This window comes from Flavobacterium petrolei, assembly GCF_003314435.2.
In the GTDB taxonomy this organism is placed as follows: Bacteria; Bacteroidota; Bacteroidia; order Flavobacteriales; family Flavobacteriaceae; genus Flavobacterium; species Flavobacterium petrolei.
In genome coordinates this window covers 678,603-693,296 of record NZ_QNVY02000002.1, presented here as the reverse complement: position 1 = coordinate 693,296, position 14,694 = coordinate 678,603, and the positions used below count along the sequence as shown (strand labels likewise).

Annotated in this window: 13 protein-coding genes, 1 tRNA gene and 1 rRNA gene; 1 reads left to right on the top strand and 14 read right to left on the bottom strand. The window is 33.4% G+C overall.

What is annotated here, in order from left to right:
• Window positions 1–11 precede the first annotated feature (11 nt).
• Window positions 12–121 (top strand): 5S ribosomal RNA (gene rrf / locus DR871_RS09475).
• Between the two features lie 768 nt (window positions 122–889).
• On the opposite strand, the gene DR871_RS09465 is transcribed toward rrf, so the two are convergent.
• The 14 genes from DR871_RS09465 to DR871_RS09400 form a co-directional block, all read right to left on the bottom strand.
• Window positions 890–1,333 (bottom strand): RteC domain-containing protein, encoded by a 444-nt coding sequence (locus DR871_RS09465; protein ID WP_113665511.1) that lies wholly within the window; start codon window positions 1,331–1,333, stop codon window positions 890–892.
• A 133-nt stretch (window positions 1,334–1,466) separates the two neighbouring features.
• Window positions 1,467–2,630 carry a site-specific integrase gene (locus DR871_RS09460; RefSeq protein ID WP_317125680.1) on the bottom strand — a complete coding sequence of 388 codons (1,164 nt, stop codon included), beginning with the start codon at window positions 2,628–2,630 and terminating at the stop codon, window positions 1,467–1,469.
• Between the two features lie 384 nt (window positions 2,631–3,014).
• Window positions 3,015–3,102: transfer RNA gene (locus tag DR871_RS09455), tRNA-Ser, on the bottom strand.
• 168 nt (window positions 3,103–3,270) lie between these two features.
• Entirely contained in the window at window positions 3,271–4,404 is a 1,134-nt protein-coding gene (gene ribB / locus DR871_RS09450; protein ID WP_113665512.1) for a 3,4-dihydroxy-2-butanone-4-phosphate synthase, read from the bottom strand.
• Window positions 4,405–4,411: 7 nt separating this feature from the next.
• Complete coding sequence (locus DR871_RS09445) at window positions 4,412–5,851, bottom strand: LptF/LptG family permease (RefSeq protein ID WP_113665513.1); 1,440 nt, start codon at window positions 5,849–5,851, stop codon at window positions 4,412–4,414.
• A gap of 8 nt (window positions 5,852–5,859) precedes the next feature.
• Window positions 5,860–6,474 carry a LolA family protein gene (locus DR871_RS09440; RefSeq protein WP_371807565.1) on the bottom strand — a complete coding sequence of 205 codons (615 nt, stop codon included), beginning with the start codon at window positions 6,472–6,474 and terminating at the stop codon, window positions 5,860–5,862.
• 79 nt (window positions 6,475–6,553) lie between these two features.
• Window positions 6,554–9,001, bottom strand: coding sequence for a DNA translocase FtsK (locus tag DR871_RS09435; RefSeq protein WP_113665515.1), 2,448 nt, complete (start codon window positions 8,999–9,001; stop codon window positions 6,554–6,556).
• A gap of 19 nt (window positions 9,002–9,020) precedes the next feature.
• Window positions 9,021–9,395, bottom strand: coding sequence for a diacylglycerol kinase family protein (locus DR871_RS09430; protein WP_113665516.1), 375 nt, complete (start codon window positions 9,393–9,395; stop codon window positions 9,021–9,023).
• 10 nt (window positions 9,396–9,405) lie between these two features.
• Complete coding sequence (tpx, locus tag DR871_RS09425) at window positions 9,406–9,903, bottom strand: thiol peroxidase (RefSeq protein WP_113665517.1); 498 nt, start codon at window positions 9,901–9,903, stop codon at window positions 9,406–9,408.
• Window positions 9,904–10,093: 190 nt separating this feature from the next.
• On the bottom strand, window positions 10,094–10,351 hold the full coding sequence (locus DR871_RS09420; RefSeq protein ID WP_113637306.1) for a DUF6952 family protein: 258 nt from the start codon (window positions 10,349–10,351) through the stop codon (window positions 10,094–10,096).
• A 106-nt stretch (window positions 10,352–10,457) separates the two neighbouring features.
• Window positions 10,458–10,766: a thioredoxin family protein gene (locus tag DR871_RS09415; protein WP_091172170.1), complete on the bottom strand. Its 309-nt coding sequence runs from the start codon at window positions 10,764–10,766 to the stop codon at window positions 10,458–10,460.
• An 87-nt stretch (window positions 10,767–10,853) separates the two neighbouring features.
• Window positions 10,854–11,492 carry a peroxiredoxin gene (locus DR871_RS09410; protein ID WP_113665518.1) on the bottom strand — a complete coding sequence of 213 codons (639 nt, stop codon included), beginning with the start codon at window positions 11,490–11,492 and terminating at the stop codon, window positions 10,854–10,856.
• A 142-nt stretch (window positions 11,493–11,634) separates the two neighbouring features.
• Complete coding sequence (locus DR871_RS09405; protein ID WP_113665519.1) at window positions 11,635–13,245, bottom strand: glycoside hydrolase family 3 protein; 1,611 nt, start codon at window positions 13,243–13,245, stop codon at window positions 11,635–11,637.
• 156 nt (window positions 13,246–13,401) lie between these two features.
• Entirely contained in the window at window positions 13,402–14,676 is a 1,275-nt protein-coding gene (locus tag DR871_RS09400) for an AmpG family muropeptide MFS transporter (RefSeq protein ID WP_113665520.1), read from the bottom strand.
• Window positions 14,677–14,694 lie beyond the last annotated feature (18 nt).

Here is a 14,694-nt window from a genome sequence, read left to right as displayed (position 1 = left end):
TTATAACCTCTTAAGGTGGTTATTGCGGCGGGGCTCACCTCTTCCCATCCCGAACAGAGTAGTTAAGCCCGCCTGCGCAGATGGTACTGCAGTTATGTGGGAGAGTATGTCGTCGCCTTTCTTTGAAGAATCCTCATCATTCAGTTGATGAGGATTTTTTTTTTGTTTTAATGGTAAGAAGTGTCTGGGTATTGCCGGATCAATCCCATAACCTGTAGAGTAGATAAATTAAGAACATAAATTAGTGAGTCTAAATAGGAAGAATTCTATATTTCTTAAGCCTCTAAATTTGCTTCTGAACGTATTTATTTGCGCATTGAATGATTCCTGAGGCATTGGTGCTTCGATTATCAAAATACTGCTAAATAGTTTTGTAATTGATAGATTATGGTTCTTGGGATACTATTGAAAGCCTTAAATACTGATTGGCTTACTTTTTCTTGTCTTAATTATCCAAAAATGTTATATAATCTGAATAAGAACATATATTTTTTCGTATCGCTCTAAATTGCGATTTAAAAGCTTTAATTTTATTATTGAAATATTCTCGCTGAAACGCTTGTATTATTATTTCAAAGTAGTTTATTGTTGGTTAGTAATTAACCGTTATTCTTTTGAGTACTATATTGAAGTTCTTAAACTTAGTCTCCTCTATATTTCTTTATTATTTTTCTAATTAAGCATAGTTATGTGCTATGATTATAAGAATTGTAAACATTTACGAATTGCTATGATCATTGATAGACATTTCTTATATCAGGATATAATTCAAATAAAACATGATAACTCTTTCTTGTAGGCTATCGGTCCACTTTTCTGTAGATTTATAAATCTAGCTAACAATCGATTTACAGTATTGTAATTAATAAAAACTGGAGCATTATGTATCTTATTTGTAGATTTGGCTTATAATATCGATTTCAAAGCTGTTTCTTATAAAAAATTTGTTGTCAAAGGAATTACCTCCTAATCGGTAGTAATTATAAAACTCAGTGTTTTCTCCAAAATAAATATTAAGTTTATTTAATTCATTTTCTAAATAATCTCTTTGTATTCTTTTACTCCCAAGAGGCTTGTAAGATTCTAGTTTTCTGACTTTGTTGAAGTAAATTAATTTAGAAGAAAATTTGGGTTTAATATTTTTGAAAAAATGAATTTCATCCTCCTTGGTTTGAAATTCATTATCCAACGTGTAATTTTTAAGAATCTGTAAATACGTAACTGTGGTTTCGATAGACTTATCACTCATGCTTATTGGGTTATCATAATCAAATGATATAGCATGCAATTCTTCTTCGAGTTCACATAATAATGTGCGACTGAATGTGATCATAAAATAGTTTGGGTTTGGTTAATTTCTATTTGGGTTTTATTAATAAAAATCACCTAAAATAGTTTAATACATTGCCCGAAAACAAATGTAAAAGGGACTATTATTTATCTCCTTTATTTTCAATCACTTACCACTAGTTTATATTTTTATTTTGTTGAGAAGTCACTGCAGCAAATTTGTCGCGAAGTATTTTCATATCCTCACTTACTTTTTTGTCCAAGACCTTAGCATAATGCTGGGTGGTTCGTAAGTTTTTATGACATAACATTTTACTCACGCTTTCAATGGGAACGCCATTTGTAAGCGTTACTGTCGTTGCAAAAGTGTGTCGGGCAATGTTGAAAGTCAATTCTTTTTCGATCTCACAAATACCTGCTATTTCTTTTAAATAGGCATTCATTTTTTGATTGCTTAAAATTGGAAGCAGTTTATTCTGATTGTTGCATTCCTGATGATCTTCGTATTTGTCAATAATCATTTGTGTTAGGGGAAGTATTGGAATTTTTGATGCTGTTTCCGTTTTCTGTCTGTGGGTAAATATCCATTTCTCTCCATCAATACCGATGCTTATATGAGATTTTGTTAAGTTTTTGACATCAATATACGCTAAGCCGGTAAAGCAGCTGAATAGGAAAATATCGCGTACTAATGATAGTCTTTCTGTCTTGAAATCTTTATTGATTATATTTTGGATTTCGCCTTCTGATAAGTACACTCGCTCAACTTCTTTGACTTTAGATTTATAATTAGCAAATGGATTCCGGTCAATCCAATGATTGGCCAAGCAAATCTTAATTATCTTACTGAAGTTCTTGATGTATTTTACAGCGGTATTGTTAGCACAATTGCGAACGCTTCTCAAATAGAACTCATATTCGGTAATGAAAGCGTGGTCGATTTTCGAGATTTTGATATCGGATATTTTGTATTTCCATTCCAGGAATTCTATAGTATGCTTCAAGGAGGTATTGTAGCGCTCTAGTGTTCCCGGCGCATATTCTTTACCCACTAATTCTTTAATTTTATTATTGTGGTCTTTGAAAATAGGGATGAGGGTTCTCTGGCGTTCTTGGGTTCCAAGCAGTCTGTTTTTAAGTGCCTCAGAAGTTATATTGATGTTTTTATGGATAAGTTCCATTTGGATATCAATAATCTTGATTTTGAACATGTCTAGATGAGTATTTATTGAACGGGCTTCTTCAGAACTACCTTTCATTTTGCCAGCTTCCGTGGACCATTTTGAAATTTCGACAAATCTATTTGTGCTCAATTCAATTCTTTGGCCATTGACAGTAATTCAAGTGTAGATAGGTACTAAACCGTTTACACTGGCTTTTGCTCTCTTTGCATAAAAGAGAATAGATACTTTTGTTTTCATTGCGGTAACCTTTTAGTTAAACTTAAATTTAATTCTAAAAAGACTTCAACACAAGATGTTTGAATAGTAAACAGGTTATTAAACATGTAGCTATTCAACAAATGAACATGTTATCAAATATGTTCAAAAGCCTTGTGTGTTCTAGCCTGAGATAAAAATCGGTTACCCAAATTTTTTAAGTTTTAGGGTACCCGAATTTATCCCCTTATAGACACGCATTAATGAATATTTTGGAGGGGGTATAAAAGAAAAACCCTCTAAATCATACGATTTAAAGGGTTTTAATTCAATTTGCTTTCCAGCTGGCGGAGAAAGAGGGATTCGAACCCCCGGACCTGTTACAGTCAACAGTTTTCAAGACTGCCGCATTCGACCGCTCTGCCATTTCTCCAGTGAGCGACAACCATTACCTGATTGCGAGTGCAAATATAAGAACCTTTTTTGGTTATGCAAATCTATTTTTAGAAAAAAAGCATCTATTTTTTGTACTGTTTTTTAAAGGTTTCATTTTCTATACTTTAGATGAAAAATATTTTTAAAAAAGATTTAAAAAAAAACTTTAATACTTAACATATTCTGTGATTTCTAAGCCATAACCTATCATTCCAACTCGTTTTGTTTGCTCAGTATTGGATAATAAACGAATTTTTGAAATGTCTATATCATGTAAAATTTGAGCTCCAATACCAAAATCTTTATTATCCATTTTGATTTGTGGCGCTTTAAATTCTCCTTTGGCTTGCAATCCTTTCAATTCTACAATTCGATTCAGTAATTCCACTGATTGTGCTTCCTGATTGATAAATAAAACGGCACCATTACCTTGTTGATTGATGATTTCAAACATATCATCTAATTTTTTGTTAACATCGTTTGTCAATGTCCCTAAAATATCATTATTGACTAAAGTCGAATTAATTCTAGTTAATACAGATTCGCCAATATTCCAATTGCCCTTAGTTAAGGCAATATGTATTTGTTTGTTGGTAGTTTGTTGGTACGCTCTCAATCTGAAAGTCCCGTAACGCGTTTCAATATCAAAGTCTTCTTTCTTAACAATCAAACTGTCGTGTTGCATTCGATAGGCAACTAGGGCTTCAATTGAAACTAGTTTTAAATCGAATTTTTTAGCCACTTCCACCAATTGTGGAAGTCGCGCCATTGTTCCATCTTCATTCATGATTTCAACAATCACTCCAGCTGATTTAAACCCTGCCAAACGTGCGAAATCAATTGCTGCTTCAGTATGACCGGTTCTTCTTAAAACACCTCCTTGTTTAGCAATTAAGGGAAAAATATGTCCTGGTCTTGCTAAATCATGTGGTTTTGTCTCGGCATTAACGAGTGCTAAAACTGTTTTAGCTCTATCTGCTGCAGATATTCCTGTGGTTACACCATTTCCTCTTAAATCTACCGAAACTGTAAAAGCGGTTTCCATAGGATCCGTATTATTGGTCACCATTACATGTAATCCTAATTCTTTACAACGGCTTTCCGTTAATGGAGCACAAATTAATCCACGGCCATGTGTAGCCATGAAGTTGATCATTTCCGGTGTCACTTTTTCGGCTGCAGCCAAAAAATCACCTTCATTTTCACGATCTTCATCATCTACAACGATAATAATTTTTCCTTGACGGATGTCTTCTATTGCTTCTTCAATTGTGTTAAGTTGTATTTTATTTAAGTCCATTTAGGGTTTAGTTTTGTGTTGGGAATAATTTTTTAATTACTTTTTGGAAGGGTGCTAATATAACATCCATATTTATTAATCCAATATCGTTTGTAGCTCTGTAAGTCAGTAAAACAGCTAATGGTGCTAAGATAAATGATGATAACCAAGCTCCCATAAATGGAGTCATTCCGTTTTCTTGAGCAATCCTTTTTCCAAAAGTATTTATGAAGTGAAAAGTAATAAATATCAACACGGCAAAAACTATTGGAAGTCCTAATCCGCCTTTTCTGATAATTGCTCCCAATGGCGCTCCTATAAAAAACATAAGAAAGCAGGCGAATACAATTACAAATTTATCGTAAAAAGCTAGTAAATGTCTGTTTATGTTTTTTTGCTTATTGAACAATTCAGTTCTGGAAGAATCAATAGCGTAGGAAATACTCGTTACATTACTACTCGCGATTTTTAAAATATCTGATTTTTGTTGGTTTGTGTACAACGACAAAATATCATTTGGAAGCGGTTCTCTTTTCTTAGCCTTAGCAGCAACCATTTTCTTTTTCGCGGGAAATCCAATTCGGGAATTACTGTTTTCTGTAAACGAAATGATATCCGTTTTCATGTTCTTATTCAATGAATCTAAAGTGTAATTGAGTTCATTAACGGTAAGCATCGTATTGGTATTAGCGACCGATTCGTCATTTACGTCAACTTTATTTAGTTCTGACAAATCAATATTAATGATTTGCTTTTTAAAGGAACTTTTTGCGAAAGGCATTTTACTGCGATCTTCATATTTTTTAGGTACTATATCTTCGTAATAATAGCCATTATTAAGCACTAATTGCAGAATACTGGATGCTTCACTACTGATTAATTCTCCGTCTTTTGCTTTGATAACTGTTTTACTTCCGTCACCAATCTTTGATTTTTTGTGAATGGTTATTCCAGTAAGCGTATTGCCTTCCTTACCGCTTTTTTTGTTGACTTTAATATTGTAAAAGCCCACATCATTAAACTGTCCTTCGGCTATAGCCAATGCCGGTTTAACTTGTGCAATGTTTTTTCTGAAATTTATAAACTTGTATTCGGCATACGGAATCACATTATTCGAAAAGAAAAAAGCAACAATACTCAATAATATTATAAATACCGTTAAACTTCTCATAGCTCGTTGCAGCGAAATTCCAGAAGACTTCATCGCTGCAAATTCATAATTCTCAGCTAAGTTTCCAAAAGTCATTATCGAGGATAGTAGTATCGAAAGTGGTAAAACTAATGGTACAATTCTAGGCATAGAAAAGGCCAGGAATTTTATAATCATTAATAGATCTAAATCTTTCCCGGCCAATTCGGATATGAATAACCAAACGGTTTGAAGTATAAATATAAAAAATAGGATTACAAATACCGTAGTAAATGTAGTCAAAAAGGTTTTTAATAAGTATTTGTCAAGAATTTTCACCTAGTGCATTAATCTAATTTGTTGATGTAGTAATTTGGATATTTACTTCCCGCAAATGTAAATTGATTTTTTGACAAAGGTTGGTTGGTTTTGAAAGAATTAACCGTTAATGTTGTTTTTGTTCCTTTTTTACCTACCTCTATCAAATTATAGATGTGTTTCGTTTGAACATCAATCCCTAATAACACCTCTTTTCTTTGGTCTTTAGCATTTAAAGGAACTAATTTGATATATTGAATTTTTCTGCCTTTTACATTTTGCAAAATATCCATATTGTATTTATAACCGGTATTGAAAAAAGTCAACATTTTAGAAGGTGTAATGGCATTATCGTCTTTCTCGTTAACTGCAGAAATCGTAATTTCTTCATCCTCAGGAACGATTGTGTACGTTTTTTTTCCATCAAAAATTTTAGTGACTCCCATGAAATTCAAAACATATTGATTGCCTTTCATCGTCACATTTCCTTTACTGTCCTGATTAATGTTTTCTTTTGCATTATTTAAGGAGTATTTAAAATCAATGGCAATATTATTATAACTTTTAACCTTGGCGGTAACTTGATCTAAAAGGTCTTTTGCTTTTTTGTCTTGTGCCTGAATCGAAAAAGTAAACAGAAACATTGCTGTTAATAAAAATAGTTTTTTACCAATGCTATTTCCACTACTTTTTTTAGAATCTTGAATTTTTAATTTCATCGTATTATTTGTTTTGTTCATTGTTGAAAAATTGATCAAGAGAACTCATATCCAGAATGTTTACACTTCGTGCTTTACTTCCTTCAAAAGGGCCTACAATTCCGGCAGCTTCGAGTTGATCTATTAATCGACCTGCTCTGTTGTAGCCTAATTTAAGTTTTCTTTGTAATAACGAAGCTGATCCTTGTTGTGCATTCACTATTATTTCGGCGGCTTCTCTAAACAAAGTATCTCTGTCGGAAATATCCATATCAAGATTAATGCCACTTTCCTCCCCAACGAACTCAGGAAGTAAATAAGCAGTCGCATATGCTTTTTGAGAACCAATAAAATCAGTAATTTTTTCTACTTCTGGCGTATCTATAAAAGCACATTGTACTCGCACGACATCATTTCCATTAGTATAAAGCATATCACCACGACCAATCAATTGATCCGCTCCTTGAGTATCTAAAATGGTTCTGGAATCAATTTTTGAGGTTACTCTAAAAGCTATCCTCGCAGGGAAATTGGCTTTTATCAAACCTGTAATTACATTTACTGACGGTCTCTGTGTCGCTATAATTAAGTGGATTCCAATAGCTCTTGCAAGTTGTGCCAATCGTGCAATAGGAACTTCAACTTCTTTTCCAGCGGTCATAATCAAATCGGCAAACTCATCGACAACAAGAACGATGTAAGGTAAAAATCGGTGTCCGTTTTCAGGATTCAATTTCCGAGCCTTAAATTTATCGTTGTATTCTTTTATGTTACGCACCATCGCATCTTTCAATAACGAATAACGGTTGTCCATTTCCACACAAAGCGAATTCAACGTATTCACCACTTTTGCATTGTCCGTAATAATAGCATCATCCATATCTGGAAGTTTTGCTAAATAATGTCTTTCTATTTTATTAAATAGGGTCAACTCAACTTTTTTAGGGTCTACCAAAACAAACTTTACTTCAGCTGGATGTTTTTTATACAAAAGAGAAGTCAAAACAGCATTCAAACCAACTGATTTTCCTTGTCCGGTAGCTCCCGCCATCAATAAGTGAGGCATTTTAGCTAAATCCACGACAAATGTTTCGTTCGAAATTGTTTTTCCAAGTGCGATTGGTAATTCCATTTCGGCTTCTTGAAATTTGGCAGAGCCAATAACACTTTTCATCGAAACCATTGTTGGATTCTTATTCGGAACCTCGATTCCTATCGTTCCTTTTCCTGGAATAGGAGCAATGATACGAATTCCTAATGCCGAAAGTGATAAGGCGATATCATCTTCTAAACTCTTGATTTTTGAAATACGAATTCCCGCTTCCGGTACAATTTCATATAGCGTAACAGATGGTCCAACGGTCGCTTTTATTTGTGCAATTTCTATTTTGTAATTGCGAAGCGTATCTACAATTCGGTTTTTATTTTCTTCTAGTTCTTCTTGGTTGATAGTAATTCCGCCAGTCGAATATTCTTTTAATAAATCAATTGTAGGGAATTTATAATTGGATAAATCCAAAGTTGGATCAAATAATCCAAAATCAGCCACCAATCGTGAAGCTAAATTTTCTTCGATAATATCTTCTTCCGGAGCAGTTTCTATGACAAAAGATTCGTCAGCATTCGAAATAACTTCTGGAGCTACCATTGGCGTAACTTCCATTGCAAGCGGTTTTGCAATTGGATCTCTGTTAATATCAGACGAATTACTGATGGTAGGTTTCAGTGCTTCTTTATTAATTTCGAATTGCGAACCATTCTTTTTTAAATGGATGTCATCAATCTCTTCTTCTACAACTGCAAATTCTTCTAGGTTATAACCACTTTTGCCATTGTTAAGCGGATTGGTGATTGAAACCGCTTTTATTTCTTTTTTGGTAGTGTCAAAAAAGGACTGAATACTTTCAGGGGAAAGTTTGATTTTAAAAATCACGTAGATTATTAATCCGAAGAATAAAATCAACAAAGTTCCTGGTTTTCCAATATAATCTTGTAGGAATAAATTTAATTCATACCCAATTGTCCCACCTAATTCTGGAGCTGAAGTAGCAAAGAACCCAAATAAAACAGACAAAATAATAATTACGAATAAATCCCAAAACCATATGTTTTTTAATTTCCTTGCCGGAATTCCAAGTACTAAATAAATCCCTGAAAGGAAAAACAAACGTACAAATATAAATGCAGCAATTCCAAAACCTCTATAAACAAGTAAATCAGCTAAGAAGGCGCCAAATTTCCCAAGCCAATTCTGAACGGTTTCTGAACGATTTGTTAATTCCTGAACAGCACTTTGGTCTTGTTGTCCGTAAATGAAAAAGGACACAAAGGCAAACAATAAAGCAATAGAAAATAAAACCAAAAGCGAACCTAAAACAATTTTGTGCTGTTTGGTTAGCTGTAATGGAGTTTTATCAACTGATTTAGTATCGTTTTTTTTATTTAAAGGGGCTGTTTTTGTTGTTTTTGCCATTCTTAATTTTAAATAATACCTAAAGAAATAAAGGCACATATATGATTAGACCAATTGCTATTGCTGTCAAAGCAGCAAAAAATACCGCTCCTGCAGCAATATCTTTGATGAATCCAATTCTTTCATGGTAATTTGGATGAATAAAATCGGCTATTTTTTCAACAGCGGTATTTAAACCTTCGATGCTCATCACTAAGCCGATAGCTAAAGTCTGAAAAAGCCATTCTGTTTTAGAAATACCAAAATAAAATCCAGCAATGCACATCAAAATCCCAATGGAAAATTGAACCATAATACTGTGCTCCGTCGAGATTAATTTCAAAGCGCCCTTAAATGCATAAGAGACGCTTTTTAATCTTCCGGTAAAGAAAGTATTGTCTTTTTGAAACTCCATCAAGTTGTGATTATAGTACTGCTAATGCAGCTTCGTAGTTTGGTTCATCTGCAATTTCAGCAACTTGTTCAGTGTGAGTGATTATTCCGTTTTCGTCAACAACAATAACAACTCTTGAATGTAATCCAGCCAACGGTCCGTCAGTAATTTCTAAACCATTTGCTTTACCAAAACTTCCTTCTGGAAAATCAGATAAATTTACTACATTTTCAAGTCCTTCCGCTCCACAAAAACGTTTTTGCGCAAAAGGTAAATCTCTTGAAACGCATAAAACTGTTGTATTTTCTAAAGTACTGGCACTTTCGTTAAATTTACGAACAGATGCTGCACAAGTCCCCGTGTCAATACTTGGAAAGATATTTAAAACTAATTTTTTACCTGCAAAATCACTTAGTGAAGCTACAGAAAGATCTGTTTTAACTAATTTAAAATCAGCAATTTTAGTACCTACTTTTGGTAATTCTCCTGATGTGTGAATCGGATTTCCTCCTAATGTTATTGAAGCCATAATGTTTGTTTTTTTGTGAGGTTCAAAAGTATGAAAATTATTTAAGAATAAGCCCTCAAATGTCTCGATAAGTTTAGCGTTTTGGTTCAATTTTTAAACTCACTGACTGCAATGTATTTTGCTTTTTGTATAAAAAAAAAACGCGCTCATTGCGGAGTGCGTTTTTGAAATACAGAATTAAAAATTCTTTTTATTTGTCAATAGAGCCCAAAACACGTTTCATAAAACTGTTTAAAGCTTCTTTTTTGTCAGTTCCGGTTTTTACCAATTTGTTGACTTCTAAAGCGCCATACATATTAGAAATTAATTCCCCAATAACATCTAATTCTTCATCTTTCAATGATGAAATTTCAGTCATTGCTTCCAGAACTTCGATTGTTTCTATGATGTAATCTTCATCATTTTCTTCTATAAACTGCGTTAAATGCTTAATTACGGGTAACTTCATTTTATTTTTTAAGTTTAAAGTTTAATGTTTTTAAAGGTTTAAGGTTTTGAACTGCTGTTGCATTAAACTTACTTATAAAGTCAGGCAACTTTAAACTAAGAAATCATTAAACTATTTCGTTCACTAATTCAATTAACACTTCTTGTTTATTGGTTTGTGTTTCGTTCACCAGTTTTCCATTTACAAAAGTGGCAAAAGTTGGTAAATTACTAACATTTGCTAATTTTCTGGATTCTGGGAAATTTTCAGCATCAACAAGAGCAAAAGTGATTGTTTCGTTTTCTGAAGCTAATTTTTTGAATTTTGGCTTCATAATTCGGCAATTTCCGCACCATGATGCCGAAAATTGAACGACTACTTTTTCGTCTTTTGCAATTAAATCCTGTAATGTATCTTCAGTTAATTCGATTAACATATTTTTTAAATTTAAAAATGCAATTGCAATAACAATAATCAATATTATGAATTGAAATTTGGTATTGCAATTGACATTGTTATTGAATTAGTTTAAAGTCAAGTATTCAGCAGTACTGATTCTGTCAGCGCTCATCGCTTCTTTTCCAGCTTCCCAGTTTGCAGGACAAACTTCTCCTTTTTCCTGAATGTGCGTGTAAGCATCAACCATACGTAAAAACTCGTTTACGTTACGACCAAGTGGCATATCATTTACACTTTCATGGAAAATTTTTCCAGTTTCATCAATTAGGTAAGTCGCTCTAAAAGTTACATTAGAACCTTCAACAATTACAGAATCAGTTTCTTCAGAATATTCAGTTGAATCAATATCAAGAATTCCTAAGATGTTAGATAAGTTTCTGTTAGTATCAGCAAGAATTGGGTAAGTAACACCTTCAATTCCACCGTTGTTTTTTGGAGTATTCAACCAAGCAAAGTGTACTTCGTTAGTATCACAAGATGCACCTATGACAATTGTATTTCTTTTTTCAAATTCCGGTAAAGCAGCTTGAAAAGCGTGCAATTCAGTTGGGCAAACGAATGTAAAATCTTTTGGGTACCAAAACAAAAGTACTTTCTTGTTGTTATTAACTGCTTCTTCGAAAATGTTGATTTTTAAATTATCACCCATTTCAGAAATAGCGTCTACTGCAATACTTGGAAATTTTTTACCTACTAATGACATTTTATTTACTTTTTTAGTTATTTATTTTGATGGTGCAAAAGTAGTCTATACAATAGGCTGGAAGCAATAAGATTTGATTATAAATAGTTATTAAAGAATAGTTATTTCTTATGTGTGCTATTTTAAACTTTTTGAGAAATAATTATTGAATACTAACCATCACTGGCAGAGTTCCTTTGCAATCCATATTTTCCAGAAGTTGCTCTGCAGCGGTTTCTTGAAATTCTGAAAAATCTTGATACATTTCTATAATTCCCAATGCATGTTCCAGATTTGGAATAATTTGTAGTGCATACGGATTTCCAAAAACATACAAAACACATTTTTTGGTAGTCAATACGTTGCCTAAAAATTGAAGTACAGATTCTTCAATATCAAAATTATTCAAAGGTTTTGCCTTTGGAACAAATAAAGATATGATTAGTGTGTCAAATTTATTCAGGTTTTTTTCTAATTCATTCAAAACGGATTCACCGCCTATTTCGTAACTAAATTCTGACGAAGGCAAAGCATGAGTCAGGCTTTTAAAAAACACATTATCAGTGTTTTTGTAAATACTGATTTTAGCAAGATCTTCTCTGTTTTTTGCATCAAAAACGGTCACAGTATTGTGATTATCTTTAATTTTAGTAATGCAGTTTTGAGCAATTTTCAGATTTAATTTCGAAGTATTTTCAAAATCAAAATGGTTTATTGAAGTATCTGGCAGACTAAGATTTCCGTCTGTAATTCCAGCTTTTTGTTTGCATTTCCAGATGCGTTGAAAACTAGCTTCTATTCGCTCCGGAGTTGCGTTTTTTAAGATTTCTTGAATTCCTTCGGGAACATTTTCGGCAAAGCATAACACATCATTTCCAGCATTAAAAGCTTCCCATTCCAGAAGGCCTTTTTGATCGTATAATTTAGAAACACTATGCATGTTAAGAGCATCAGAAATTACTAAGCCATTATAACCTAATTGCTTTCGCAAAAGTGTTTCAATCACAGATTTTGATAATGTTGCCGAAGTATCTTTTCCATCGTTTAAAGCAGGAACAGCCAAATGACCAATCATAATCGAATCCACATTATGTTCGATTCCTTTTAAAAATGGAACTAATTCATTGGCTAATAATTCTTCGAGAGTTTCTTTTAAAACAGGTAATCCTAAATGCGAATCTACATTTGTATTTCCATGTCCGGGAAAATGTTTGAGACAACCCAAAATCCCGACATCATTCATTCCTCTTAGATATTCCAAAGCAAAATCACTTACTTTTTCTTTGTTTTGACCAAAAGAACGGTAGCCAATCACAGGATTATTCGGATTGTTATTGATATCCGCTAACGGCGCTAAATTATAATGAATCCCAACTGATTTTAAGTCTAATCCTATTTGTTTCCCAACTTCGTAAACCAAGTTTTTTTGATTGTTCGGCAAAGCGCCAAGCGTTATTGCATACGGATATTGTGGTGTTTTTTCGACACGCATGGCTAATCCCCATTCGGCATCAATACTCATTAATAACGGAGTTGTAGCGCAATTTTGATACCTGATGATAAGTTCCTTTAAACGCTGAAAACTATCATCATTCAACACTATTTTTTTCTTCGTTTCATAATTCGTTGCTGCACTGGCTCGACTGTGAAAAAAAGTCAATCCGCCTATATTGTGTTCTTTGATTAATCTTTCGGTAGCCTGAATATTTTCTTCGGTATCATTGATAAAAACGGCAGGAAAGAAAAATTGTCCTATTTTTTGTTTTAATGTCATTTTGAAATGGATATGGTAATAATTTTCAAGATATAAGTCATGTAAGTCAAACTATACAGAATAAATAATTACATAAAAGTGGTTGCAAAAAAACAATTATTTTAAGAAAGTCTTACTTACTTATATGACTTATATGTTATAAAAAAAGCTAGTTTTTTATTCTTGTTCAGATTTCTTCCCGAATTCGGCTGGGAAAATCAAAAAGCGCGATAAAATTAGTCCCGGAATCGTTGCTAGAAATACCCAAATAAAGAAATTTCCATAGCCTAGATATTCCTGGATATAACCGCTCAACATTCCCGGAAGCATCATTCCTAAAGCCATAAATCCGGTTGCGATAGAGTAGTGGGACGTTTTTGATTCACCATCAGCGACATAGATTAAATACATCATGAAAGCGGCAAAACCAAATCCGTAACCAAATTGTTCTGCAATAACGGTTGCATAAACATACAAAACGGAACCAGGGTGAAAATGTGAAAGTAGTATGAACCCAATTATAGGTAAGTGCATGGCCAAAATCATGGGCAACATCCATTTTCCTAATCCGTCTCGTGAAATTACGATTCCGCCCAAAATTCCACCAACAGTAAGTGCAATCACGCCAAAAGTGCCGTAAATGACACCGACATCTTGAGTAGTTAAGCCCATTCCGCCTGCGGTTACAGGATCGATTAAAAAAGGAGTTAGCATTTTTAATAATTGGGATTCGCCTAATCTGAATAATAGAATGAAAGCCAGTGCTAAACCTATTTGTTTCTTTTGAAAAAAAGTAGCGAAAACAGCAGCAAAACTTTTATTTGCAACTGATTCCGTTTTTGTATCTACGATTTTTGCTTCTGTTTTTGGAGTCGAAAAATAATTATAAACTGTAATTACGGTCATAATTACACCCACAACTACCATTGTATAAGACCAAGCTTTTTGCTTGTCGCCATATTCTTGTTCTAAATAACCAGCAATAAACACCATTAATCCATTTCCAGTAAGCATTGAAAGTCGGTAAAAAGTACTGCGGATTCCCAAGAAAAAGGATTGTTGGTCTTTTTCTAAAGCCAACATGTAAAATCCATCACTGGCCACATCATTTGAAGCTGATGCAAAAGCAGCTACCCAAAAAACGGCTAAACTGATTACGAAAAAATTGCTCAAAGGAATCGTTAAACCAACAATTAAAAAAGCAAGAGAAATAAGCAATTGCATGCTCAAAAACCATTTTCTTTTAGTGGAATAGAGATCAATAAACGGGCTCCACAACGGCTTAATTACCCAGGGTAAATAGAGTAAACTGGTATAAATTCCAATGTCTTCATTATTAATTCCGAGGTTTTTGTACATGATCACCGAAACCGAAATAATGATGGCGTAAGGCAAGCCGGAAGCAAAGTTTAAAACTGGAATCCAATACCAAGGTCTATTGTCTGTTTTCATGTAAGGCAAATTATAATC

Bases quoted from the DNA above. Each gene is read 5' to 3' on its own strand.
- DR871_RS09465 (WP_113665511.1), bottom strand. From the start codon at position 1,333: ATGATCACATTCAGTCGCACATTATTATGTGAACTCGAAGAAGAATTG.
- DR871_RS09420 (WP_113637306.1), bottom strand. From the start codon at position 10,351: ATGAAGTTACCCGTAATTAAGCATTTAACGCAGTTTATAGAAGAAAAT.
- tpx (WP_113665517.1), bottom strand. From the start codon at position 9,903: ATGGCTTCAATAACATTAGGAGGAAATCCGATTCACACATCAGGAGAA.
- DR871_RS09430 (WP_113665516.1), bottom strand. From the start codon at position 9,395: ATGGAGTTTCAAAAAGACAATACTTTCTTTACCGGAAGATTAAAAAGC.
- DR871_RS09415 (WP_091172170.1), bottom strand. From the start codon at position 10,766: ATGTTAATCGAATTAACTGAAGATACATTACAGGATTTAATTGCAAAA.
- ribB (WP_113665512.1), bottom strand. From the start codon at position 4,404: ATGGACTTAAATAAAATACAACTTAACACAATTGAAGAAGCAATAGAA.
- DR871_RS09400 (WP_113665520.1), bottom strand. From the start codon at position 14,676: ATGAAAACAGACAATAGACCTTGGTATTGGATTCCAGTTTTAAACTTT.
- DR871_RS09405 (WP_113665519.1), bottom strand. From the start codon at position 13,245: ATGACATTAAAACAAAAAATAGGACAATTTTTCTTTCCTGCCGTTTTT.
- DR871_RS09410 (WP_113665518.1), bottom strand. From the start codon at position 11,492: ATGTCATTAGTAGGTAAAAAATTTCCAAGTATTGCAGTAGACGCTATT.
- DR871_RS09440 (WP_371807565.1), bottom strand. From the start codon at position 6,474: ATGTTTCTGTTTACTTTTTCGATTCAGGCACAAGACAAAAAAGCAAAA.
- DR871_RS09435 (WP_113665515.1), bottom strand. From the start codon at position 9,001: ATGGCAAAAACAACAAAAACAGCCCCTTTAAATAAAAAAAACGATACT.